This is a genomic window from Streptomyces sp. ALI-76-A (assembly GCF_030287445.1).
Taxonomy (GTDB): domain Bacteria; phylum Actinomycetota; class Actinomycetes; order Streptomycetales; family Streptomycetaceae; genus Streptomyces.
Genome location: NZ_JASVWB010000004.1, coordinates 595,128 through 621,709 on the forward strand (window position 1 = coordinate 595,128; position 26,582 = coordinate 621,709).

4 protein-coding genes are annotated in these 26,582 nt (G+C 76.4%); 2 read left to right on the forward strand and 2 right to left on the reverse strand.

All coding sequences use genetic code 11. The features are described from left to right. Positions 1-60 precede the first annotated feature (60 nt). Entirely contained in the window at positions 61-10,470 is a 10,410-nt protein-coding gene (locus tag QQS16_RS38880) for a type I polyketide synthase (RefSeq protein WP_286067300.1), read from the forward strand. A 39-nt stretch (positions 10,471-10,509) separates the two neighbouring features. Next, positions 10,510-21,366, forward strand: coding sequence for a type I polyketide synthase (locus QQS16_RS38885; RefSeq protein ID WP_286067302.1), 10,857 nt, complete (start codon positions 10,510-10,512; stop codon positions 21,364-21,366). A 75-nt stretch (positions 21,367-21,441) separates the two neighbouring features. Here QQS16_RS38885 and QQS16_RS38890 read toward each other — a convergent pair whose 3' ends face one another. Next, a complete protein-coding gene (locus QQS16_RS38890) occupies positions 21,442-22,476 on the reverse strand; it encodes a ketoacyl-ACP synthase III family protein (protein ID WP_286067304.1) in 1,035 nt (344 codons plus the stop codon). A gap of 99 nt (positions 22,477-22,575) precedes the next feature. Further along, positions 22,576-26,574 (reverse strand): AMP-binding protein, encoded by a 3,999-nt coding sequence (locus QQS16_RS38895; protein ID WP_286067306.1) that lies wholly within the window; start codon positions 26,572-26,574, stop codon positions 22,576-22,578. Positions 26,575-26,582 lie beyond the last annotated feature (8 nt).

The window sequence follows — 26,582 nt, forward strand, 5'->3', positions numbered from 1 at the left end:
CGCCGCTCTCCCGCACGCACCCGACGCCCCGGCCCCGCCGGGTTCAAGGAAGTGACACACGTGGCTGACGACGACAAGTACGTGGAATACCTCAAGCGGGTCACGGGCGAACTGCGGCAGACCCGACGCCGCCTGCGGGAGGCGGAGGACCGGGTCCGCGAGCCGGTCGCCGTCGTCGCGATGAGCTGCCGCTTCCCCGGCGACATCCACAGCCCCGAGGACCTGTGGCGACTCGTCGACGAGGGCGGCGACGCCATCGGCGCGCTGCCCGCGGACCGCGGCTGGGACATCGAGGACCGGTACGACCCCGACCCCGGCCGTCCCGGCACCTTCTCCGCCCGGGAGGGCGGCTTCCTCGGTGACGCCGCCGCCTTCGACGCGGCCTTCTTCGGCATGAGCCCCCGCGAGGCACTGGCCACCGACCCCCAGCAGCGGCTGCTGCTGGAAGCCTCCTGGGAACTGCTGGAGCGGGCCGGGATCCGCCCGCAGACCCTGCGGGGCAGCGCCACCGGCGTGTTCGTGGGCGCGGCCGGCTCCGGCTACGGCCAGGGTCCCGTGGAGGTGCCCGAGGACGTCCACGGCCTGATGCTGGCCGGCAACGCCACCTCCGTCGCCTCCGGCCGCATCTCCTACGTCCTCGGCCTCGAAGGGCCCACCGTCACCGTCGACACCGCCTGCTCCTCCTCCCTGGTCGCCCTGCACTGGGCGGTGCGGGCCCTGCGCAACGGCGAGTGCGACCTCGCGCTGGCCGGCGGGGCCGCCGTCATGGCCACCCCTGGTCTGCTGTTCGAGTTCAGCCGGCAGCGCGGCCTGGCCCCCGACGGCCGCTGCAAGGCGTTCGCCGACTCCGCCGACGGCACCGGCTGGTCCGAGGGCGTCGGCCTGCTCCTGGTGGAGCGCCTCTCCGACGCCCGCCGCAACGGGCACCCCGTGCTCGCCGTGGTCCGCGGCTCCGCCGTCAACTCCGACGGCGCCTCCAACGGCCTGACCGCCCCCAACGGCCCCGCCCAGCAGCGGGTCATCGAACAGGCCCTGGCCGACGCGGGACTGACCGCCGCCGACGTGGACGCCGTCGAGGCGCACGGCACCGGCACCACGCTCGGCGACCCCATCGAAGCCCAGGCGCTGCTCGCCACCTACGGCCAGGGCCGCCCCGCCGACCGGCCGCTGCTGCTCGGCTCCCTGAAGTCCAACCTCGGCCACACGCAGGCCGCCGCCGGGGTGGCCGGCGTCATCAAGACCGTCATGGCGCTGCGGCACGGCCGGCTGCCGCGCACCCTGCACGTCGACACGCCGTCCACGCACGTCGACTGGGACGCCGGACACGTCCGCCTGCTCACCGAGCCCGCCGACTGGCCCGCCACCGGCGACCGCCCGCGCCGGGCCGCCGTCTCCTCCTTCGGCATCAGCGGCACCAACGCCCACGCGATCCTGGAGGCCGCGCCCGCACCGGAACCGGTGGCCGACGGGACGGCCGCACCGGCCCCCGCGCTGCCCCTGGCGCCCTGGTTCCTGTCCGCGCGCGGCGCCGAGGCCCTGCGCGGCCAGGCCGCACGGCTCCTGCGGCACGTCGCCGACCACCCCGACGACGACCCGCACGACACCGCCCGCGCCCTCGCGGCCACTCGGCAGGCCTTCGAGCACCGGGCCGCCGTCCTCACCCCGGACACGGTCGCGGCCCGCGACGCGCTGCGCGCCCTGGCGGACGGCGAGGAGCACCCGGCCGTCGTCACCGGCCGCACCCTGCGCGGCGGCACCGCCTTCCTCTTCTCCGGGCAGGGCGCCCAGCGCCCCGGTATGGGCCGGGACCTGTACGCCGCCTTCCCCGCGTTCGCCCGCGCCTTCGACGAGGTCTGCGCCCACCTCGACCCCGAACTCGGCCTGCCCCTCGGCCAGTCCCTCAAGGACGCCGTCCTCCACACCGGCGACGAGGAGGCCCTGCGCGGAACCGGGCTCGCCCAGCCGGCCCTGTTCGCCTTCGAGGTCGCCCTGTTCCGGCTGCTGGAGTCCTGGGGCATCACCCCCAAGTACCTCCTGGGCCACTCCTTGGGGGAGCTGACCGCCGCCCACGTCGCGGGCGTCTGGTCGCTCGCCGACGCCTGCCGGCTGGTCGCCGCCCGTGGCCGGCTCATGCAGGCCCTGCCCGAGGGCGGCGCCATGATCTCCGTGGACGCGGCCGAGAACGAGGTGACCCCGCTGCTCGCGGCGCACGGCGACGCCGTGTCCGTCGCCGCCGTCAACGGGCCCCGCGCCACGGTGATCTCCGGGGCGGCGGCTGCCGTGGAGGCGGTCGCCGCCGAACTCGGCGCCCGCGGCCGGACCACCCGGCGGCTGCGCGTGTCCCACGCCTTCCACTCCGCCCGCATGGACGGCGCCCTCGACGACTTCCGCCGCGTCGCCCAGCGCGTCACCGCCCGGCCGCCGCGGATCACCGTGGTCTCCAACCTCACCGGCCGCCCCGCCACCGCCGACGAACTGGCCTCGGCCGACTACTGGGTACGCCACCTGCGGCACACCGTCCGCTTCGCCGACGGCGTCGGCCACCTCGTCGAGCGCGGTGTCACCCGCTTCCTCGAACTCGGCCCCGACGCCACGCTCACCGCGCTCGCCCGCGCCTGCCTGCCCGACGACACCACCGAGCGCGTCTGCCTGCCCCTCCAGCGCAGGGACCGCCCCGAGCCCGCCACCCTGCTCGCCGGTGTCGCGGGCGCCCACGCGCACGGGGTGCCCGTCGACCACGAGCGTCTCCTCGGCCACCCGGGTCCGGACGCCCGCCGGATCGAGCTGCCCACCTACGCCTTCACCCGCGAGCGCTACTGGCTGCGGCCCGCCGCCCAGGCCGGCGATGTCACCGGCGCCGGTCTCGCGGGCGCCGGACACCCGCTGCTCGGTGCCGTGGTCCGCGTCGCCGACGAGGACCGGGTGCTGCTCACCGGCCGTCTGTCCACCCGGACGCAGCCCTGGCTCGCCGACCACACCGTGTCCGGGACCGTCCTGCTGCCCGGCACCGCCTACGTCGAACTCGTCCTGCGGGCCGGCGACGAGGTCGGCTGCGGCCTGCTGGAGGAACTCACCCTGGAGGCGCCGCTGGCCCTTCCCGACGGCACCGGCACGCAGCTCCAGATCGTGCTCGGCGCCTCCGACGACGCGGGCCGCCGCCCGGTCACCGTCCACGCCCGCCCGGACGACGACGCCCCCTGGACCCGGCACGCCACGGCGGTCCTCGCCCCGGCCACGGCCACCCCGGCCGGCGACGGCCTGACCGCATGGCCGCCCGCCGGCGCCCGTCCCGTCCCGCTGGACGGCTTCTACGCGGCCCTCGCCGCCCGCGGTTACCGGTACGGCCCCGTCTTCCAGGGCCTGCACGCCGCCTGGCGCGACGGCGACGTCCGGTACGCCGAGATCCGCCTGCCCGAGGACGAGCACCGCGACGCGTCCCGCTACGGGCTGCACCCGGCCCTGCTGGACGCCGCCCTGCACGCCCAGCTCACCGGCACCGACGAGGCGGACGGCGAAGGCGGGGGAGTCGGCCTGCCGTTCGCCTTCAGCGGGGTCACCCTGCACGCCGTGGGCGCCACCGCTCTCCGCGTCCGGCTCGAGAAGCGCGCGGACGGTTCGGTGAACCTGCGGGTCGCGGACGGCACCGGACAGCCCGTGGCCACCGTCGGCTCCCTCGTCAGCCGCCCCCTGTCCGCAGACGCCCCGGCCACCGCCCGTCCGGCCGACGGCGCCCTGTACGCGGTCCGCTGGACGGCCGCCGACCTGCCGGAACCACCCGCCGGCCAGCGCTGGCGGCTGGCCGCCGACGATCCGGCGGGCCTGGTGCCCGACTGGCCCGCGCTCGGAGCGGACGGCTGCGCCGTCGCCGTCCTGCCCTTCGCCGGCGGACCCGGCGAGACCCCCGCCGGGATCGCCGTCCGCGCTCTCGGCGCCCTCCGGACACTGCTCGCCGACGCCCGCGCCCAGGACGCCACCCTGGTCGTCGTCACCCGGGGTGCCCTCGCCGTCGGCGACGAGGACGTACCCGACCTGTCCGCCGCCGCGCTCTGGGGCCTGGTCCGCTCCGCCCAGACCGAGAACCCCGGCCGCCTCGTCCTCGCCGACCTCGACGACACGGACGCCTCCCGCGCCGCGCTGCCCGCCGCGGTCGCCTCCGGCGCTCCGCAACTCGCCCTGCGCGATGGCCGGTTGATGACACCGTCGCTGACCCGGGCCATTGCCGGGCGGGTTGCCGCGGGGGGCTCGGCCGGCACCGCCGCCGCCCGGTCCGGCGCGGGGAGCGCCGGTGGCACCACCACCGACCGGAACGCCGCGAGGGGCTTCGGCGGCTCCGCTTCCCGGCGGGACGCCGCCGGGGACTCGGACAGCGCGGTCACCGCGCCGGACGCCACCGCCACCTCCGCCCGCACCGGCACTGTCCGATCCACCAGCCGGGCCTTGGACGGCACGGGCGCCGACCGTCCCGGCGCCGGGGAGGTCGACGCCGCCGCCGCCGTGGAGACCGGCACCGGGGGTGTGGATGTCACCGCCGTCTGGGACCCCGACGGCACCGTCCTGATCACCGGCGGAACCGGTGCCCTGGGCTCGCTCGTCGCCCGCCACCTGGTCACCGAGCACGGCGTGCGCTCCCTGCTGCTGCTCTCCCGGCGCGGCCACGAGGCCCCCGGTGCCGCCGACCTCGCCGGTGAACTCACCGCCCACGGGGCCACCGTACGGATCGAGGCGTGCGACGTGGCCGATCCCGAGGCCCTCGCCGCCGCCCTGGCCGAGGTTCCCGCCGAGCGCCCGCTGCGGGCCGTCGTGCACACCGCCGGTCTCCTCGACGACGGCGTCCTCGGCTCCCTCACGCCCGACCGCCTCACCTCCGTGCTGCGCGCCAAGGCCGACTCCGCGCTCGCCCTGCACGAGGTCACCCGCGACGCCGGCCTGACCGCGTTCGTGCTGTTCTCCTCCGCGGCCGGTCTCCTCGGTGGCGCCGGACAGGCCAACTACGCCGCCGCCAACACCGTCCTGGACGCCCTCGCCCAGCACCGCCGCGCCCACGGACTGCCCGCCGTCTCGCTCGCCTGGACCCTGTGGGAACACGACAGTGGCATGACCGGCGGGCTCGACGCCGACGCCGTACGCCGTATCACCGCCTCCGGGCTGCCCGCGCTCGCCCCGGCGCACGCCCTGCGGCTGCTGGACGAGGCGCTCACGGCGGACGAGGCCCTGCTCGCCCCGCTGCGCACCGACTCGGCCGCGCTGCGGGCCGCCGCCTCCGCCGGCCGGCTGCCCGCGCTGCTGCACGGCCTGGTCCCGGCACCGGCACGCCGCACCGCCCGTACCGCGAACGTCGACTCCGGCCTGGGCCGGCGGCTGGTCGGACTCAGCGAGCCCCAGCAGGAACGCCTGCTGCTGGACCTGGTGCGCCGCCATGCCGCCGTCGCCCTCGGCCACGGCTCGGCCGGTGCCGTCGACGGCGAACAGTCCTTCAAGGAACTCGGGTTCGACTCCCTCACCTCGGTCGACCTGCGCAACCGGCTGAACGCCGAGACCGGACTGCGGCTGCCCGCCACGCTCGTCTTCGACCACCCCCGGCCCAGCGCACTCGCCCGCCACCTGCGGCGGGAACTGGCCGGCGGCACCGAGACGGCCGAGACCGCCGCCGGCGTCGCGGGCGACGACGACCCGGTCGTCATCGTCTCCATGGCCTGCCAGTACCCCGGCGGTGTCACCTCCCCCGAGGAGCTGTGGCGGTTCGTGTCCGAGGACGGCGACGCCATCGGCGCCTTCCCCACCGACCGGGGCTGGGACCTCGACCGGCTGCCCGGTCTGGAGGCCGGCTTCCTGCACGGAGCGACCCACTTCGACGCCGCCCTGTTCGGCATCTCGCCGCGTGAGGCCCTCGCCATGGACCCGCAGCAGCGCCTGCTCCTGGAGACGTCCTGGGAGGTGTTCGAGCGCGCCGGCCTGGACCCGCTGGCCCAGCGCGGCACCCGCACCGGCGTGTACGTCGGCGCGATGGGCTCCGGTTACGCGTCGGGCCTCGCCGACATCCCCGAGGGCATGGAGGGCTACATCGGCCTCGGCGTGTCCGGCAGCGTCATCTCCGGCCGCGTCGCCTACACCTTCGGCCTGGAGGGGCCGACGATGACGGTCGACACCGCCTGCTCCTCCGCCCTCGTCGCCCTGCACCTCGCGGCCCACGCGCTGCGGCAGGGCGAGTGCTCGATGGCCCTGGCCGGCGGCGTCACCGTGATGGCGACGCCCGGCACCTACACCGAGTTCACCGCGCAGAACGGACTGGCCGCCGACGGCCGCTGCAAGGCGTTCGCCGCCTCCGCCGACGGCACCAGCTTCTCCGAGGGCGTCGGCCTGCTGCTGCTGGAACGACTGTCGGACGCCCGGCGCAACGGACACCCGGTGCTCGCCGTCGTGCGCGGCTCGGCCACCAACCAGGACGGCGCCTCCAACGGGCTGACCGCCCCCAGCGGCCCCTCCCAGCAGCACGTCATCCGCCAGGCCCTCGCCTCCGCCGGGCTGTCCGCCGCCGACGTGGACGCGGTGGAGGCGCACGGCACCGGCACCGCCCTCGGCGACCCCATCGAGGCCCAGGCCCTGTTCGCCACCTACGGCCGTGAACGGCCCGAGGGACAGCCCCTGCTGCTGGGCTCCGCCAAGTCCAACTTCGGCCACACCCAGGCCGCCGCGGGCGCCGCCGGCGTCATCAAGATGGTCCTGGCGATGCACCACGGCGAACTGCCCCGCACCCTGCACGTCGACGAGCCCTCCCCGCACATCGACTGGTCCAGCGGCACCATCGAACTGCTCACCGAACCCCGCCCGTGGCCCGCCCGCGAAGGGCGCCCGCGCCGGGCCGGCGTGTCCTCCTTCGGCATCAGCGGCAGCAACGCCCACGTCGTCCTGGAGGAACCGCCCGCCCCAGAGCCCGCTTCCGCTCCCGAACGGCCGGCGGCGGACGCCGTGCCGCGCGCGTACCCCGTCTCCGGGCACACCCCCGAGGCGCTGCGCGCGCAGGCCGCCCGGCTGCGCACCCACCTCCTCACCTCCGACCACGACCCGCGCGACCTCGCGCACACCCTCGCCTCCGCCCGTCACGCGCTCGGTCACCGGGCCGTCGTCGTCGCCGAGGACCGCGAGGAACTCCTTTCCGGGCTCGCCGCCGTGGCCACGGGTGACCGCGCCGGCCACGTCGTCACCGGCAGTGCCGACGGCGGCCGGCTCGCCGTCCTGTTCAGCGGCCAGGGCGCACAACGTCCGGGCATGGGACGCGACCTGTACGCAGCCCACCCGGTCTTCGCCGAGACCGTCGACACCGTCTGCGCCGAACTCGACCGGCACCTCGACGGGCCGCCGCTGCGCGAGGTGGTCCTCGCCGCCGAGGGCAGCGCCGAGGCGGCGCTGCTGGACCGCACCGCCTGGACCCAGGCCGCCCTGTTCGCCTTCGGCACGGCCGCGTACGCCCTGACGGCGTCCTGGGGCGTCCGGGCCGACGTGCTTGCCGGGCACTCCGTCGGCGGGCTGACCGCCGCGCACGCCGCCGGGGTGTTCGACCTCGCCGACGCCTGCGCCCTGGTCGCCGCGCGCGGCCGGCTCATGCAGGCGCTGCCGGTGGGCGGCGCGATGACCGCGATCGAGGCCACCGAGGAGGAGGTGCTGCCCTGCCTGGCCGACCGGACCGGCCGGGTCGCGGTCGCCGCCGTCAACGGCCCCGTCTCCGTCGTGGTCTCCGGCGTCGCGGACGACGTGGAGGCGGTCGCCGCCGAGTTCGCCGCGCGCGGCCGCCGCACCCGGCGCCTGCGGGTCAGCCACGCCTTCCACTCCCCGCTGATGGACGCCATGCTGGAGGACTTCCGGCAGGTGGCCGCGGGTGTCCGCTACGCGCCGCCGGCCGTCCCCGTGGTGTCCGACCTGACCGGCACCCTGGCCACGGGAGAGGACCTGCGCACGCCCGACTACTGGGTACGGCACGTCCGGCACACCGTGCGCTTCGGCGACGCGGTGCGCGCCCTGGAGGCGGAGGGCGTCACCGTCTGCCTCGAACTCGGGCCCGACGCCACCCTCACCCCCCTCGTGCGGGACGGCGTCCAGGACCCGGCCGCCGTCACGGCCGTGTCCCTGCTGCACCGCGACCTGCCCGAGGCGCGCGCGGCGCTGCTGGCCGCCGCCACCCTGCGCGCGCACGGCCGGGGCGATCTGCCCGCCGTCCCCGAGGACGCCGGAGCCCGGCCCGTAGCCCTGCCGACGTACGCCTTCCAGCGCGAGCGGTACTGGCTGGAGTCGTCCGCGCGGAGCGTCGCGCCCACCGCGGACAGCGCGTTCTGGGAGTTGGTCGAGACAGCCGACCCGGATGCCCTGGCCGAGCGGCTCGACGTCGACGCGGACGCCCCGCTCAAGGCCGTCCTGCCCGCTCTCGCCGCCTGGCGCGGCGCGGACCGCAGACAGCGCGAGGAACAGCGCTGGGAGCACCGCGTCATGTGGCGGCCCGCCGCCGACGGCGCCACCGCCACCCTCACCGGCACCTGGCTGCTCGCCGTTCCCGCCCCGCTGGCCGGCGGCCCCTGGGCGACGTCGGTCGCCGAGGCGCTCACCGCGCACGGGGCCCGCGTCCGCGTCCTGCCCGTGGACTGCGCGGCCGCCGACCGCACCGGCCTGAGCGCCGCGCTCGACGCCGTCCGTGAGGACGGTCCGGCGCCCGCCGGTGTGCTGTCGCTGCTGGCCGCCGACACCCGGCCGCTGCCCGGCCACCGGGCCGTCCCGGCCGGCCTCGCCGCGACCACCGCCCTGGTGCAGGCCCTCGCCGACCGGGCGGCGGGCCCGGACAGCCCACGCCTGTGGGCCGTCACCGCCGGCGCGGCCACAGTCCTCGGCGGCGAGGCACCCGCCGAGCCGGAACAGGCGGCGGTGTGGGGCCTGGGCCGCACCGCCGCGCTGGAACATCCGCAGCTGTGGGGCGGCCTGGTCGACCTGCCCGCCGGCACCGCGCCCCTGGCCCCCGACGTGGCTCGCCGGCTGTGCGCGGTGCTGGCCGGTGACAGCGGGGAGGACCAGACCGCCGTCCGTCCCGCGGGCACCTTCCTGCGCCGCCTCGAACGCGTGCCCGCCGGCGTACCCGCCGGGTCCGCGCCCGACTGGACCGGCACCGTCCTGCTCACCGGCGCGACCGGTGCCCTCGGCCTGCGCACCGCAGCCTGGCTCGCCGCCCGGGGCGCCGCCCGGATCGTCGCCGTCAGCCGCTCGGGACCCGGCTCGCCCGGTGCCGCCCGTCTCAAGGAGTCCCTGGCCGGCACCGGCACCGACCTCGTCCTGACCGCCTGCGACGTCGCCGACCGCGACGCGCTCGCCGCGCTGCTGGCCGAGCACCCCGTCGACGCGGTCGTGCACACCGCGGGTGTCCTCGACGACCGGCTGCTCGACCGCCTGGACACCGACGCCCTGGAGACCGTGCTGCGGCCCAAGCTCGCCGCCGCCCGCGCCCTCAGCGACCTCACCCGGGACCGCGACCTGACCGCGTTCGTCCTCTTCTCGTCGGTCTCCGGCACCCTCGGCACCATCGGCCAGGCCAACTACGCCGCCGCCAACGCCGCGCTCGACGCCCTCGCCGAACAGCGCCGCGCCGCCGGCCTGCCCGCCACCTCCGTGGCCTGGGGCCCGTGGGCGGGCGGTGGCATGGCGACCCGGGACGCCGACACCGAGGCCCGCATGCGCCGCGGCGGCATCAACCCCCTCGACCCGGACCGGGCCGTGGCGGCCCTCGACCGGGCCGCGGCACGCGCCGACGCCGTGCTCGCCGTCGCCGACATCGACTGGGCACGCTTCGCCCCCGGCTTCACCACCGCCCGGCCCAGCCCGCTCCTCACCGAACTGCCCGAAGTGCGCGAACTGCTCACCCGGCGCCCGGAGAGCGGGGGCGCGGACGCCGGCCAGGCCCTGCGCGCGCGGCTGGCCGGACAGAGCCCCGCCGAGCGCGAACGCACCCTGGTCACCCTCGTGCGCACCGAGGCCGCCGCCGTCCTCGGGCACGCCTCCACCGACCGCGTCGGCGCCGCGCAGGCGTTCAACGCGCTCGGCTTCGACTCGCTGACGGCGGTCGAACTGCGCAACCGCATCGGCGCGGCCACCGGTCTCGCCCTGCCGGCCACGCTCCTGTTCGACCAGCCCAACGCCACCGCGCTCGCCGGATACCTGCACGGCCGGCTCACCGAGGACACCGACGGCGCGAACGCCGTCCTCGCTGACCTCGACCGGCTGGAAGCAGCCCTGTCGGGGCTGCCGGCCGACGACGCCCGGCTCGACCGCATCGGCGCACGCCTGACGGCGCTGGCCGCACGGCTCGGCGGCGGGACGACCGCGGGCGCGCCGGCCGCACCGGCGGGAGCGGCCGGCGACGACATCGCCGACCGCCTGAAGTCCGCCGCGGCGGACGAACTCTTCGACTTCATCGAGAACGACCTCGGCATCTCCTGACGGGACGGCCACGGGACCTTGGGAACGGGTGAGACACGCATGAGCGATGAGGACCGGCTCCTCGGCTACCTGAAGAAGGTCACGGCCGATCTCCACCAGACGCGACAGCGGCTGGCGGCGGCCGAGGCCCGCGAGAGCGAACCCATAGCGATCGTCGGCATGGGCTGCCGCTTCCCCGGCGGCGTGTCCGGCCCCGACGACCTGTGGCGACTGCTGGAGGACGGCACCGACACGATGACCGACTGGCCGCGCGACCGCGGCTGGGACGTCGACGCGCTCTACGACCCGGAACCGGGCACGCCCGGCCGCAGCTACACCCGCACCGGCGGCTTCGTCGACCGGGTCGCCGACTTCGACGCCTCGTTCTTCGGGATCTCCCCGCGCGAGGCCGTCGGCACCGATCCGCAGCAGCGGCTGCTGCTGGAGATCTGCTGGGAGGCCCTGGAACGCGCCGGCATCGATCCGCTCGCCCTGCGCGGCAGCCGCACCGGCGTGTTCTCCGGCACCAACCTCCAGGACTACCCGGCCCTGCTCGCCCGCTCCGACAACGCCGGCGACGACGGCGTCGGCAACTCGCCCAGCGTGCTGTCCGGCCGCGTCTCCTACACCCTGGGCCTGGAGGGCCCGGCCGTGTCCGTCGACACCGCCTGCTCCTCCTCCCTGGTCACCCTGCACCTGGCCGCGCAGGCGCTGCGGGCGGGGGAGTGCGACCTGGCGCTGGCCGGCGGCGTCACCGTCATGTCGACGCCCACGATCTTCCTGGAGTTCAGCCGCCAGCGCGGGCTGTCCCCGGACGGGCGCTGCCGGGCCTTCGCCGACGCCGCCGACGGCACCGCCTGGGGCGAGGGCGCCGGCGTCCTCGTCGTGGAGCGCCTGTCGGACGCCCGCCGCAACGGCCACCCCGTCCTCGCCGTGCTGCGTGGCTCCGCCGTCAACCAGGACGGCGCCTCCAACGGGCTGACCGCCCCCAACGGCCCCTCCCAGGAACGGGTCATCTGGCAGGCCCTGCGCTCCGCCGGGCTCGCTCCCGCCGACGTCGACGCCGTCGAGGCGCACGGCACCGGCACCACCCTCGGCGACCCGATCGAAGCGCAGGCCCTGCTCGCCACCTACGGCCAGGACCGGCCCGCCGACCGACCGCTGCTGCTCGGCTCGGTGAAGTCCAACATCGGCCACACCCAGGCCGCCGCCGGGGTCGCCGGCGTCATCAAGACCGTCCTCGCCCTGCGCGCCGGGCGCCTGCCCGCCACCCTCCACGTGGACCGGCCCAGCCGGCACGTCGACTGGAGTGCGGGCCACGTCGACCTGCTCACCGAGGCCCGTGACTGGCCCCGCACCGACGACCGGCCCCGCCGGGCCGCGGTCTCCTCCTTCGGCGTCAGCGGCACCAACGCCCACGTCATCCTCGAACAGGCCCCCGAGCCGGACACGGACGCCTCCGCCGGGATCGCCGCCGACACGCCCCGCCCGCGTGCCTTCCCCGTCTCCGGACGTACCGCCGCCGCCCTGCGCGCGCAGGCCGCCCGCCTCGCCGCCCACCTGCGGGCCGCCCCGGACGGCACCCTCCGCCCCGCCGACCTGGCCTGGTCCCTGGCCGCCACCCGGCCCGCCCTCGAGCACCGGGCCGTGGTCGTCGCCCGCGACCAGGGCACCCTCCTGCGCGGTCTGACCTCTCTCGCCGAGGGCACGCCCGACGCGGCCGTGGTGCGCGGGATCGCCGACACCGACGGCGACCCGGTCTTCCTCTTCCCCGGCCAGGGCCCCCAGTGGGAGGGCATGGCGACCGAACTCCACGCGGCCGACGAGCGGTTCCGCCGCTTCTTCGACGAGGCCGCCGCCGCGGTCGAGGCGTTCACCGACTACGCGGTCCTCGACGTGCTGCGCGGCGCGCCCGGAGCGCCGCCGCCGGAGCGCCTCGACGTGGTCCAGCCCACCCTGTTCGTGGTCTGCGTCGCGCTGGCCCGGCTGTGGATGGCGTGCGGGGTCCGCCCCGCCGCGGTGGCCGGGCAGAGCCAAGGCGAGATCGCCGCCGCCCACATCGCGGGCGTGCTCACCCTGGAGGACGCCGCCCGTGTCGTCGTCACCCGTTCCCGGGAACTGACCGCCATCACCGGCCGCGGCGGCATGGTGGCCGTCCCCCTGCCGCTCGCCGAGGTCGAGGAACTCCTCGTCCCCTACGAGGGCCGGATCTCGGTGGGTTCGGTCACCGGTCCCCGCTCGGTCACCGTCTCCGGAGACGCCGAACCCCTCGCCGACCTCCTGAAGTCCCTCACCGACGCCGGGGTCCGCGCCCGCCGTGTCCCCGTGGACTACGCCTCCCACTGCGCGCAGGTGGAGGAGGTCCGCGGCGCGCTGCTCACCGGATTCGCGCCGGTCCGCCCCCGCCCCGCCGAGATCCCCTTCCACTCCACCGTCACCGGTGCCCGCGTCGAGGACACCACCACCCTGGACGCCGCCTACTGGTACGACAACATCCGCCGCCCGGTCCGCTTCGAGACCACCGTGCGCCACCTCGCCGAGGACGGGCACCGCGTCTTCGTCGAGGCCGGCCCGCACCCCGTGGTCACCAACGCCGTCGGGGACGTCCTGGAGGACCTCGGCATCACCGACGGCGCCGTCCTCGGCACCCTGCGCCGCTCCGAGGGTGGCCCCGAGCGTTTCCTCGCCTCCGCCGCCGCCCTCGCGGTACGCGGCGGCCACGTCGACTGGACGGCCGTCCACGACGAGCCCGCCCACCGTGTCGACCTGCCCGTCTACGCCTTCCAACGCCGCCGCTACTGGCCTGAGTTCCGCGGAGAGCGGACCGCGAAGGAATCCGCCGCCGACACGGCGGACGCCCCGTTCTGGCAGGCCGTCGAGTCCGGCGACCTCCGCACCCTGGCCGGCGTCCTCGACCTGGACGAGGACACCGTCTCCCGCCTCGCGCCCGCTCTGGACGGTTACCGTCGCCGCAGCGCCGACCGGGCCACCGCCGACCGCTGGCGCTACCGCATCGCCTGGCACCCCCTGCCCGACCGGCCCGCCCCCGCCCTGAGCGGACGCTGGCCGCTGCTGGTGCCCCGCGGTCACGAGGACGGCCCCGAGGCGACGGCCGTGCGCGCCGCCCTCACCCGGGCCGGAGCCGACTGCGTCCCGGTCGTCGTCGGCCCCGCGGCCGACCGGACCGCCCTCGCCGCGGCCCTGTCCGACGTGGCCGACGGGGCACGCGCCGTGCTGTCCCTGCTCGCCCTGGACGACAGCCCGCACCCCCGACACCCGCTGCTGCCGGGCGGGTTCGCCGCCACCGTCGCCCTCGTCCAGGCCATGGACGACCTCAACACCCGCCTGCCGGTGTGGTTCCTGACCCGGGGCGCCGTCGCCACCGCGCCCGGAACGGGCCCGGACCACCCCGCCCAGGCCCTCGTGTGGGGCTTCGGCCGGGTCGTCGCACTGGAACAGGCCGACTGCTGGGGCGGCCTCGCCGACCTGCCCGCCAGCCCCGACGACCGCGCCGCGGACCGGCTGATCGCGGTTCTCGCCGGCACCGACCACGAGGATCAGGTCGCCATCCGCCCCACCGGCGTCCTCGGCCGCCGCCTGGAACGCGCCGCCACCGGCGGACTGCCCGGCCGCCGCCCCTGGCGGCCGGGCGGCACCGTCCTGGTCACCGGCGGCACCGGCGCCCTCGGCCGGCACGTCGCCCGCTGGCTCGCCCGCTCCGGCGCCGACCACCTGCTGCTCGTCAGCCGCTCCGGCCCCGACGCGGAGGGCGCCGCCGAACTGCTGGCGGACCTCGCCCGCCACGGCACCCGCGCCGAACTGGCGGCCTGCGACATCGCGGACCGGGACGCCCTCGACGCGCTCCTGGCCGGCATCCCCGCCGACCGCCCCCTGACCGCCGTCTTCCACACCGCGGCCGTCCTGGACGACGGCGTCATCGGCTCCCTCACCCCCGACCGGCTCGCCGAGGTCCTGCGCGTCAAGGTCGGCGGCGCCCTCAACCTCGACGCCGCCACCGCGGGCCTCGACCTGTCCGCGTTCGTGCTGTTCTCCTCCTCCTCGGGCGTCTTCGGCAGCCCCGGACACGGCAACTACGCCCCCGGCAACGCCTTCCTCGACGCTCTCGCCGAGGACCGCCGCGCCCGGGGCCTGCCCGCCACCGCCGTCGCCTGGAGCGGCTGGGCCGACGGCGGCATGGCCTCCGGCACCGTCGGCGAACGCCTCCAGCGGCACGGCGTACGCCTGATGGATCCCGCCGTCGCCGTCACCGCCCTCCAGGACGCCCTCGACCACGACGACCCGGCGCTCGTCGTCACCGACATCGACTGGCAGGTCTTCGGCGCCGAACTCGACAAGGGCCGCCCCCGACGCCTGTACGCCGCCCTGCCCGACCTCCAGCGGCTGCGGGCGAACCGCCCCGCACCCCACACCGGCGACCCCGACCCGGCGGACACCGGCGACGGGTTCCTCGCCCACCTCGCCGCCCTGTCCGACGCGGACCGCAGGCACGCCCTGCTGCACCTCGTCCGCGCCCACATCGCGTACGTCCTCAACCACCCGAGCCCCGACGACGTCGAGCCCGCCCGAGCCTTCCGCGAACTCGGCTTCGACTCCCTCACCGCCGTCGAGCTGCGCAACACCCTCGGCGAGGCGACCGGCATGCGGCTGCCCGCCAGCCTCGTCTACGACTACCCGACCCCGGCCGCGCTCGCCGAGCATCTGGGCGAGCGACTCGCCCCGCCGCAGCGCGAGTCGGACGTCGGCACGGCCGTGCAGACCTCACGCGCCGACGGTGCCGAGGACCCCGTCGTGATCGTCGGCATGGCCTGCCGCTTCCCCCGCGACGCCGACACTCCGGAGCGGTTCTGGCAACTCCTCGCCGACGGCACCGACGCGATGGGGCCCTTTCCGCAGGACCGGGACTGGGACCTGGAGTCCCTGTACGACCCCGAGCCCGGCAAGGCGGGCCGCACCTGCACACTCACCGGCGGTTTCCTCGACGGCTTCGCCGACTTCGACCCGGGCGTGTTCAACATCTCGCCGCGTGAGGCGCTCGCCATGGACCCGCAACAGCGGCTGCTCCTCGAGATGGCGTGGGAGACGTTCGAGCGGGCGGGGATCGATCCGCGGGCCCTGCGGGGCAGCCGTACCGGCGTCTTCGCCGGCACCAACTACCAGGACTACACCTCCCGTCCGATCGCACCGGGCGACGAGGTCGGCGCCCACCTCGGCACCGGCAACTCCGCGAGTGTCCTGTCGGGCCGGCTCTCCTACACCTTCGGGCTGGAAGGCCCCGCCGTCACGGTCGACACGGCCTGCTCGTCCTCCCTGGTGGCCCTGCATCTGGCGGTGCGGTCGCTGCGGGCGGGGGAGTGCGATCTGGCCCTCGCGGGCGGCGTCACGGTGATGTCGACGCCGGGTCTGTTCGTGGACTTCAGCCGGCAGGGGGGGCTGGCGGCGGACGGCCGGTGCAAGGCGTTCGCGGACGCGGCGGACGGCACCGGGTTCTCGGAGGGCGGCGGTCTGTTGCTGGTGGAGCGGTTGTCGGACGCGCGGCGGCTGGGGCATCCGGTGCTGGCGGTGGTGAAGGGTTCGGCGGTGAATCAGGATGGTGCGTCCAACGGGTTGAGTGCGCCGAACGGTCCGTCTCAGCAGCGGGTGATCCGTGCGGCGCTGGCGGATGCCGGGGTGTCGGCGGCCGGGGTGGATGTGGTGGAGGCGCACGGTACCGGTACGCGGCTGGGTGATCCGATCGAGGCGCAGGCGTTGCTGGCCACGTACGGGCAGGGCCGTGAGCGGCCGTTGTGGCTGGGTTCGGTGAAGTCGAACGTCGGTCACACGCAGGCGGGTGCGGGTGTGGCGGGTGTGATGAAGATGGTGCTGGCGATGGTGCACGGTGTGTTGCCGGCGACGTTGCATGTGGACGCGCCGTCCTCGCAGGTGGACTGGGGGCAGGGTGCGGTGGAGCTGCTGACCGAGGCGCGGGAGTGGCCTGTGGCCGAGGGGCGTCCGTGGCGGGCGGGGGTGTCGTCGTTCGGGATCAGCGGCACCAACGCTCATGTCATCCTGGAAGCCGCCCCCGGACAACCCGCCGCCGACGCGGGGGAGAGGCCGTCCGGGGTGGCCGGGGCGGTTCCGTGGGTGGTCAGCGGCCGGGACCCGCACGCCCTGCGTGACCAGGCCCGCCGCCTCCTCGACCACGTGAACGCCCACCCCGGCGTGGCCCCGGCCGACACCGCCCTCGCCCTGGCCACCACCCGTACCGCGTTCCCCCACCGGGCCGTGCTCGTCGGCTCCGGTCACGACGACCTCACCGCCCAGCTCCGGGCCCTCGCCGAGGGCACCCCGCTGCCGGCCACCGTCACCGGCACCGCCGGCACCGGCGGACGCACCGCCTTCCTGTTCACCGGGCAGGGCGCCCAGCGGCCCGGTATGGGACGCGAACTGCACGCGGTCTTCCCGGCGTTCGCCGACGCCTTCGACGCCGTGTGCGCACGCGTCCCCGGGCTGCGCGAGGCGGTGTTCGGCGACGACGCCGACCTCGTGCACCGCACCGAGTACGCCCAGCCCGCCCTCTTCGCCTTCGAGGTCGCGCTGTTCCGGCTGCTGGAGACGCTCGGCGTGCGCCCCGACGTGCTCGTCGGTCACTCCATCGGCGAGATCGCCGCCGCCCACGTCGCCGGAGTGTTCTCCCTCGACGACGCCTGCGCCCTGGTGGCCGCCCGCGGTCGCCTGATGCAGGCCCTCCCGGCCGGTGGCGCGATGGCCGCGGTGCGGGCCACCGAGGCCGAGGTGACCGAACTGCTGGCCGGACGGGAGGACGAGATCGGCGTCGCCGCCCTCAACGGGCCCGCCGCCACCGTCGTCTCCGGCACCGACGAGGCCGTCGGAGAGGTCTGCGCCCACTTCGCCGGCCTGGGCCGGCGCACCACCCCGCTCCGTGTCAGCCACGCCTTCCACTCGCCCCTCATGGACCCCGTCCTGGACGACTTCCGGGCCGTCGTCACCGGTCTCTCCTACGCCGAACCGCGCCTGCCCGTCGTCTCGGCGCTGACCGGCTCGGCCGCCGGACCCGGCCTGCTCACCGACCCCGAGTACTGGGTCAGGCACGTGCGGCAGCCGGTCCGCTTCCACGACGCGCTGCTGCGTCTGCGCGACCTGGGCGCGCGCCGCTTCCTGGAGGTGGGCCCCGACAGCCGGCTCACCGCCCTCGCCGAGACGGCCCTCGCCGAGACGGAGCCGCAGACCGGGCAGGAAGCGGTGTTCACCGCTGCCGTCCTGCGCGACCAGCCCGAACCGCGCCGGCTGCTCACCGCCGTCGCCACCCTGTTCGCCCACGGCGGCGAGCCGGACTGGCACGCGCTGCTGCCCGGTGCCCGGCCCGTGCCCCTGCCCACCTACGCCTTCCAGCGCCGGCGCTACTGGCTGCCCACCGCGCCGGCCGGCACCGAACCCGCCCTCGGCGGAGCCGATCCCGTCGGCCACCCGCTCCTCGACGCCGAGATCACCCGGGCGGGTTCGGACGAACTGCTCCTCGCCGGACGGCTGTCGACCCGTACCCAGCCCTGGCTCGCCGACCACGCCGTCCTGGGGCAGGTCATCCTGCCGGCGACCGGCCACCTCGACCTCGCCGTCCACGCCGGCGACCGGGCCGGCTGCGGCCACCTGAGCGAACTCACCCTGCTCAGCCCGCTCGTCGTGCCGCAGCGGGGCAGCGTCCCCGTCCAGGTCACCGTCGACGCACCCGACGAGACGGGCCGCCGCTCCTTCGGCATCTGGTCCCGGCCCACCGGCGACGGGGCCGACTGGCAGCTGCACGCCCAGGGAATCCTCGCCCGGCAGGCCCCCGCCCGGCCGGCGGACGACCTGGCCGCCTGGCCGCCGCCCGGCGCCGCCGTCGTCTGCGACCAGGACCCCTACGCCGCCTTCGCCGCCGCCGGATTCGTCTACGGGCCGGGCTTCCGCGGACTGCGCACCGTGTGGCAGCGCGGCGACGAGGTCTTCGCCGAGGTCGAACTGCCCGAGCCGTACCGGGATGACGCCGCCCGCCACGGCCTGCACCCCGCGCTCCTGGACGCCGCCGTCCAGGCCCTCCTGGTCCGGCGTCCGGGAGCCCCGGCGGACGAACCCGTCGCGCCGATGCTGCCGTTCTCCTGGACAGGGCTGACCCTGCACGCCACCGGCGCCACCGCGCTGCGGGTGCGGCTGGCCCCCGCCGGGCACGAGCACGGCTACTCCGTCCTCGTCACCGACACCACCGGACAGCCGGTGGCCACCGCCGACGCGATCACCCTGCGCGCGGTGAGCCCGGCCCCGGCCGCGGACCGGCCCGAACTGCTGCGCCTGGACTGGCGCGAGACCTCGCCGGTCCCGGCGGCCCCGCGCCCGGAGTCGACGCGCTGGATCGTCCTCGGCGCCGGTGACGACCAGGTCGCCGCAGCCCTCGACGAGTCGGGTGTGCACCTGGAGACCTACGCCGACCTGGAGGCCCTCGCCAAGGCGGTCGACACCGGCATGACCATGCCCGAGCGGGTCGTCGTGGCACCCGAACCGCGCCGCCCCGACGGCCCGGCCGTACCCGACGCGGTCCGGGGGCTGCTGACCCGGGCGCACGAGCTGATGTGCGGCTGGCTCGCCGACGACCGGTTCGCCGGCTCCCGGCTGGTCTTCGTCACCCGTGCCGCCGTCACCGTCGACCGGGCCACCGCCGTGTCCGGCAGCACCCCGCCGGACATCCCCGCTGCCGCCCTGTGGGGCCTGGTGCGCTCCGCGCAGGCCGAACACCCCGGCCGCTTCCAGCTGCTGGACCTGCCCGGCGAGCCCGCGGACGGCGACGACCGCGCCCTGCTCGCCGCGGTGGCCGCCGGACAGCCGCAGGGAGCCGTCCGGGGCGGCCGGGTCCTGCACCCCGACGCCGCCCCCGCCGCCACCGGCGCCCCCGCGCCCGACCTGGCCGCCGGCACCGTCCTGGTCACCGGCGCCACCGGCACCCTCGGCCGGGCCGTCGCCCGCCACCTGGTCACCCGGCACGGCGTACGGTCCCTGCTGCTGGCCGGCCGCCGCGGCCCCGGCGCCCCCGGCGCGGACACCCTGGCCGACGAACTGACCGCACTGGGTGCCCGGGTCCGGCTGGAGGCCTGCGACATCGCCGACCGCGCCGACGTGGCCCGCCTGCTGACCCGGGTGCCCGACGACGCGCCGCTGACCGGCGTCGTCCATGCGGCCGGCGTCACCGACGACGCCGTGCTCACCGCCCTCGACGGCGGTCGTCTCGACACCGTGCTGCGGCCCAAGGCCGACGGCGCCTGGCACCTGCACGAAGCCACCGCGCACCTCGACCCGGCGGTGTTCGTGCTGTTCTCCTCCGCGGCCGGCACCTTCGGCGCACCGGGCCAGGCCAACTACGCCGCCGCGAACGCCTTCCTCGACGGGCTCGCCGCCCACCGGCACACCCGGGGACTGCCCGCCGTCTCCGTCGCCTGGGGACTGTGGGACAGCGACAGCGGCATGACCTCCCGGCTGTCCGCCACCGACCGCGGCCGGCTGGCCCGGGGCGGACTGCGCCCGCTCGGCACCGACGACGCCCTCGCCCTGCTGGACGACGCGCTGAGCGCGGCGGACCCCGCGGTGATCGCCGTACGCACCGGCTCGGGCCGCGCGGGAGTCCGAGCGATGCTCCGCCCGGCGCCCGCCGCCCCCGCCCGCCGCGCCGTCGAGGCCGGCTCCAGCGGCCCGGTCACCACGCGCCTGCTCGCCGGCGTCACGCCCGAGGAGGGCCGCGCCCGCCTGCTCGGCATGGTCCGCGACCTGGCCGCCACCGTGCTGGGGCACCCCTCGGCCGACGCGATCGAACCCGACCGCCTCTTCACCGAGCAGGGCTTCGACTCCCTGACGGTGGTCGAACTCCGCAACCACCTCGCCTCGGCCACCGGTCTCCAGCTCGCCCCCACCCTGCTGTTCGACCACGCCACCCCCGAGGCACTCGCCGCCCACCTGCACCACCGGCTGGACACGGAACCGCTCCAGGCAGCCGGGTCCACCGGCGCTCCCGCTCCGGCCGGCCCGCCGGCCCGCGCCGAGGACACGATCGGCGGCCTGTTCAAGGCGGCCTGCCTGGACGGCCGCGTCGACGACGGCTTCGCCCTGCTCCAGGCGGCGGCCGGGCTGCGTCCCACCTTCACCAGCCCGGCCGAACTGCCCTCCGTCCCGGAGGCGATCCGTCTCTCGGCCGGTGACACCGCCGCACCGCTGGTGTGCTTCAGCTCCTACGTCGCCCTCGCCGGCGTCCACCAGTACGCGCGATTCGCCTCCCGCTTCCGCGGCCGGCGTGACGTATGGGCCCTGCCCACCCAGGGCTTCGCGACCGGGGAGGCACTGCCGGCCACCTTCGACGCGGTCGCCGACCTGCACGCCGACGCCGTGCACCGCACCGTCGGCGACACCCCGGCGGTCCTGCTCGGCTCCTCCTCCGGCGGCGTCCTGGCCCTGTCCGCGGCCCGGCGCCTGACGGAGCGCGGCGCGCCGCCGGCCGCCGTCGTCCTGCTGGACACCTACATGCCGCGCGCCGACTCGCCGTTCCTGCGCTTCTCCCAGCAGATGCTGAGCGGCATGTTCGAACGGGAGTCCATGTTCGCGCACATGGACACCGACCGGCTGACCGCCATGAGCTGGTACGTGGCGCTCATCGGTGAATGGGAGCCGGGCCCGCTGGACTGCCCGGTCCTGCTGGTGCGGTCCAGCGAACCGCCGGTCCCCGCGGCCGACGGGGAGAAGCCGGCGCCGGGGGAGTGGCAGACGTCCTGGGACCGGGCGCACACCGTGCTCGACGTCCCCGGCAACCACTTCACCATGATGGAGGCCCACGCCCGCTCCACCGCCGACGCCACCGAGGGCTGGCTGACCGGCCTCGGCGCCTGACACGGTACCCGGCACGGGAAGGGCCCGTTCTCCTCGCACCGAGGGGGACGGGCCCTTCGTCCGGTCGCCGGGCTCTCATTCCGCCCAGTGCGGCACCTCCGTGATCGTGACCACCGCCGCGCTGCACAGCCAGCCGGGACCCTGCGACACCAGCAGCACGTGCTCGCCGGGGGACACCGCGCGGGTGCGTACCAGGTGCTCCAGGGTGATGAACACGTCCGCACCGCCCACGTGTCCCACCGCACGGCCGAAGTCCCAGCTGCACTGTTCCATCGTCAGACCCAGCGGCAGCATGATCGAGTACTCGATCATCCGGCCGTCCATGTTGATCGGGACGACCATCGACAGATCCGAGGCGTTGAGCCCGGCGTCCACCAGGGACCGCTGGATGATGTCCAGGTCGAACAGGGTCAGCTTCTCCATCGTCTCCGACAGCGGCATCTCCCGTTCGGTGAACCGCTGCGCCCGCTCGGCCATGTCGGACATCGACCCGGCGCCCTCGCGCAGCACCAGCGGGCCGTCCCCGCGGTGCCACCGCTCCAGCTCGTGCAGGACACCGGAGTTCAGCGACCGCACCTCGGCGAACCCGCCCTCGTCACTGATCAGGGCGGCCGCCGCGCCGTCACCGAGGATGTACGCCTGGCCGAAGCCCCGCCAGCGGTCCATCGTGGGGGAGGAGAAGTTCTCCCCCGTCGTCAGCAGCACCGACCCTGCCCCGGCGGCCCCGGTGAGCTTGCCGATCGCCACGTCCAGCGCGCTGAGCATGCCGTCGCAGCCCTGCTGGAGGAAGAGCGCGGGCAGCCGGCCCAGTCCCAGTTCCCGCAGGATGTAGCCGGGCGGGTAGGCGCCCTCGGGGGCCTGGTAGTGGACGGCGCTGTGGATGTGCGCCCCCAGGTCCTCGGGGTCGGTCTTCGAGCGGTCCAGCGCGATCCGCGCCGCGGACACCGCCAGGTCCATCGCCGGTACGTCCCCCGCGACATGGGCGCCGGTCAGGCCGTTCGCGGCCTGGATCTCCGCGTCCAGCCGGCCTTCGGCCACCGCCTGTTCGGCACTGGCCCACTCGGGCAGCACCACGCCCAGCGACTCGATGTGGACGTTCTCGACACGCATCTGTTCCTCCTCCTAGGTCGGTGTGCGGGGAGACGGCGAAGACGGCACCGGGCGGCAGGGCACCGTCCGGTGCCCTGCCGCCCGGCTCACCGGCCCGCCTCAGCCGGCGAGCAGCTCCTTGCGCAGATGACGGGCCAGCCCCGCCGGTGTCGCGAAGTCGAAGACCATCGACGCCGGCAGCGACAGGCCGGTCGCCGACTCCAACGCGTTCCGCGCGGTCAGCGCGGTCAGCGAGTCGAAGCCCAGGTCACGGATCTCCCGGTCGGCGGGCACCTCTGCGGTGCCGCCCCGGCCCAGGGCCGTCGCGAAGTGTCCGCGCACCAGACGCAGCAGGGTCTCCTCCTGCTCGGCGCCCGAGAGCGCGGCCAGCCGGTGCCGCAGTGCGCCGGGATCGGCGAGCTCGTCCCGCGCGGCCCGCCGCGCCGCACGGGCCGTCAGGCCGCGCAGCAGCGCGGCACTCGCCGTGAGCGGCGCGACGGTGCGCGTGCGGGGGATCTCGGGCCGCTCGGCGGTGAGCGCCGGCCGTCCGGCGGCGACGGCCGCGGCGAACAGATCGGCGGCCTCCTCCGGCGGTCCGGCCGGCCCGCGCACCGACACGGCCGCCACCCCGGCCTGCCGCAGCCGGCGGGCGCAGGCGTCGAACACCGCCGCCACCGCCGCGTCGGCCGGTCCCGCGGTGCGCGGTCCGGGCGTGGCGAACACCACGGACGTCACCGCGTGGGCGGGCGTCGAGCGGACCAGCTCCAGTGCCGGGTCGACGACGGGACGCAGTGCGGCGTCCACGTCGGCGTCCCGCTCGGCCTGTACGGAGGCGGCGAACACCACCGTCGTGGGACCGGCGTCGAGCAGCGCCCGGACCGATCCTTCCGGGTCCTCGGGCTCCCACGGCACCAGTTCGCCGGGCTGCGCGGACGCCGGCACGCGGTCGGCCGCGTTCTTCGCGAACGGGCCCGCCAGGAGGGCCTGGCGCGCGGGCCAGACGGCCGGCAGGTACTCGGCCGGACCGGACTCCTCACTCGCGGCGAACAGCGCGACCCGTCCGGCCCCCGGGGCGCTGTCCGCCACCGCCACGGGCAGCCGCACCGCTCGTGGCCGGCGGACCGCACCGGCGCGCAGCGCGAGCCGGGGCTCACCGGAGGCGACCGCGTCCGCCACCCGACGCCAGGAGCGCTTGGCGGCGTCGGTCTCGATCAGCGCGAACCGGCCCGGTGCCCGGTCCTGGACGGCACCGACGAGGCCCCACACCGCGGCGGCGGCCGGGTCCGGCGGCGTACCGTCCTCCAGGGCGGCGACCGCGCCGCGGGTCAGCACCACCAGCCGGCTGCGGGCGAAGCGGGGATCGGCCCAGTGCCGTACCCAGCCCAGCGCCTCGTCGACGACCGTGCGGACCGCGTCGGCGGGGGAGGGAGCACCGGGATTTCCGGCGTGTGACACGACCACCACGTCCGGCACCGGCGCGCCCTTCCGCACCGAGGACAGCAGCGCGGGCAGATCCGGCTGGATCTCGCAGTAACGGCCGGCCGACATCAGTCCCGGGCGGGCCCGCAGCGCGTCCTCGCCGACGACCGTCCAGCGTTCCTGTCGCGGTGCCTGGCGGGGCAGGTCGCAGACGTCCCACACCTCCTCGAACAGGCCGTCCTGCTGGGCCGCGGACGCCGCGCGGACCACGCGGTGTGCCAGCGGCGCGAACGTCACCGAGCGCGCCGTCAGCACCGGGTCCCCGGCCCCGTCGAAGGCGTCGGCCGTCCAGGTCCCGTCCGCCGCGGCCCGCAGCCGCAGCCGCAGCACCGACGCGTCCACCGCGTACAGGGACACCTCGCGCCAGGCCACCGCGACCGGCTGCTCCAGGGGCCGGCCGACCGCGGCCGCGAACGCCGCCTCCAGCAACGCCGGATGCACCTCGAACCCGTCCCGGGCCGCAGTCCGGTCCGGCAGGGACACCTCCACGAACACCTCGTCGCCGCCCCGCCGCCACACGGCGCCCGGCATCCCGCCGTCCGCCTCGCCGGTGCTCTCGCGGCGCGCGTCCCGCGGGGGCCACACGGCCGCCGGCTCGTCCGGTTCCGGTACGGCGTCGGGCGCCACCGTGCCCACCGCGTGCCGGGTCCACGGACGGCCCGCGGCACCGTGCGCGTCACGCCGCCCGTGCACCTCCACGCGGCGCACACCGTCATCGTCCGCCGCGCCCAGGGTCACCCGCAGCTGCACACCGCCCTCGCGCGGCACCACGAGCGGGTGCTCGGCGGACAGCTCCAGCACGCGCGCGCAGCCGGTCCGGCCCGCCGCGTGCAGCACCATCTCCAGCAGCGCCGATCCGGCCAGGACCGTGCCGCCGTCGGCCCGTCGCAGCAGCGCGGGATCGGTGTCGGCGGCGGTGAGCCGGCCGGAGCACACCAGGCCCCGCCGCTCGGGCAGTTCGACGTACGCGGTCAGCAGGGGATGCCCCGAGTCGTCGAGCCCCAGGCCGGCGGCGCCGCGGTGGGCGGGAGCCGAATCCTGTGCCTGCCGGGTCCGGCGCCACAGCAACCGGCCCGGCAGCGCGGCCAGTTCTGTGCGGATCACCTTCCCGGCCGGGTTGCGCGGCACCTCGGTGATCTCGTGGATCTCCTCCGGCAGCTTGAACGCCGACAGCCGTTCCCGGCACGAGGCCAGCACGGTCTCCACGTCGATCCCGTCCGGGCCCGGCACCAGATAGGCCGCCGGGACCTCCCCGAGCGACGCGTGCGGGACGCCCGCCACGGCCGCGTCGGCCACGCCGGGGGCCATGGCGAGCGCCTGTTCCACCTCCCGCGGGTGGATGTTCTCCCCGCCGCGGATGACGAGTTCCTTGAGCCGGCCGGTGATCGTCACATAGCCGTCGGCGTCCTGGCGGGCCAGATCACCGGTGCGGTACCAGCCGTCCGACAGGACGGCGGCGGTCTCCTCCGGCTGCCGGTGGTAGCCCAGCATCAGGGCCGGGCTGGACACCCAGACCTCGCCCTCCGCGCCCGGTTCGACCTCCGCGCGGGTGCGCGGGTCGGTCAGCCGCAGCGTCAGACCCGGCAGTGGCACCCCGCACGAGCCGGGCACGTACGGCCCGTCGGGCAGGTTGGTGGTGATGGCGCCGCCGGTCTCGGTGGAGCCGTAGCTGTCCAGCAGCCCGATGCCGTAGGCGGCCCGGAAGTCCTCGTGCAGGGACTGCGGGCAGGACGACCCCGCGACCATGCACACGCGCAGCCGCGGCACCTCGACGGCACCGGAGCGGGCGAGCTCCACCATGTGGTGGAACAGGGTCGGTACGCCCACCAGGAAGGTCGCGTCCTCCTCCCGCGCCCGGCGCAGCACCTCCTCGGCCGCCAGGCCGTCGGTGATGCGGGCGCTCGCGCCGACGGCGACCACACCGAGCACGCAGATGTTGTGCGCCACCGCGTGGAACAGCGGCATCGGCCACAGGACGCGATCCCGCGGCGACAGTCCCAGCAGCGGGGCGTTGCAGGCGGCGGTCGCCCACAGGGAGCCGCGCTGGGTGGAGACGACACCCTTGGGGCGGCCGGTCGTGCCGGAGGTGTAGAGCATCCAGGCGGGCTCGTCCAAACCCAGGTCGTCGCGGGCCGGCGCGCGCAGTGACCAGGTCGACGCGAGCTCCTCCCACAACGGCGGTTCCCCGTCGGCGGCTTCCGCGAAGCCCGGCTCGGAGGCGTCCCCGACCAGGATCACCACCGTGTCCGGCAGGTCCGCGAGGACGCGGCGCACCTGCGGCAGCTGCGCCGCACCGGTGATGACCACCCGGGCGGCGCAGTCCGCCAGCAGGTGGGCCAGTTCCGGGTCGGTCGACTGCGGGTTCAGCGGCACCCCCACGCCGGCGGCGCGGGTGACGGCGAGGTAGCTCTCCACCGTCTCCAGCCGGTTCGGCAGGTAGATCACCGCCGATTCGCCGCGGCCCAGGCCCAGTTCCGCCAGATGCCCGGCGACCCGTGCCGTGCGCCGGTCCAGTTCGGCCCAGGTGACCGAGCGGCGGCCGTCCTTGAAGGCGACGCGGTCCGGCTGCCGGGCCGCGTGGCCGGCGAGCAGTTCGTGCACCGGCCGGATCAGATCCGCGCGGAACGTGGTGTCCGTCATCAGGTCCT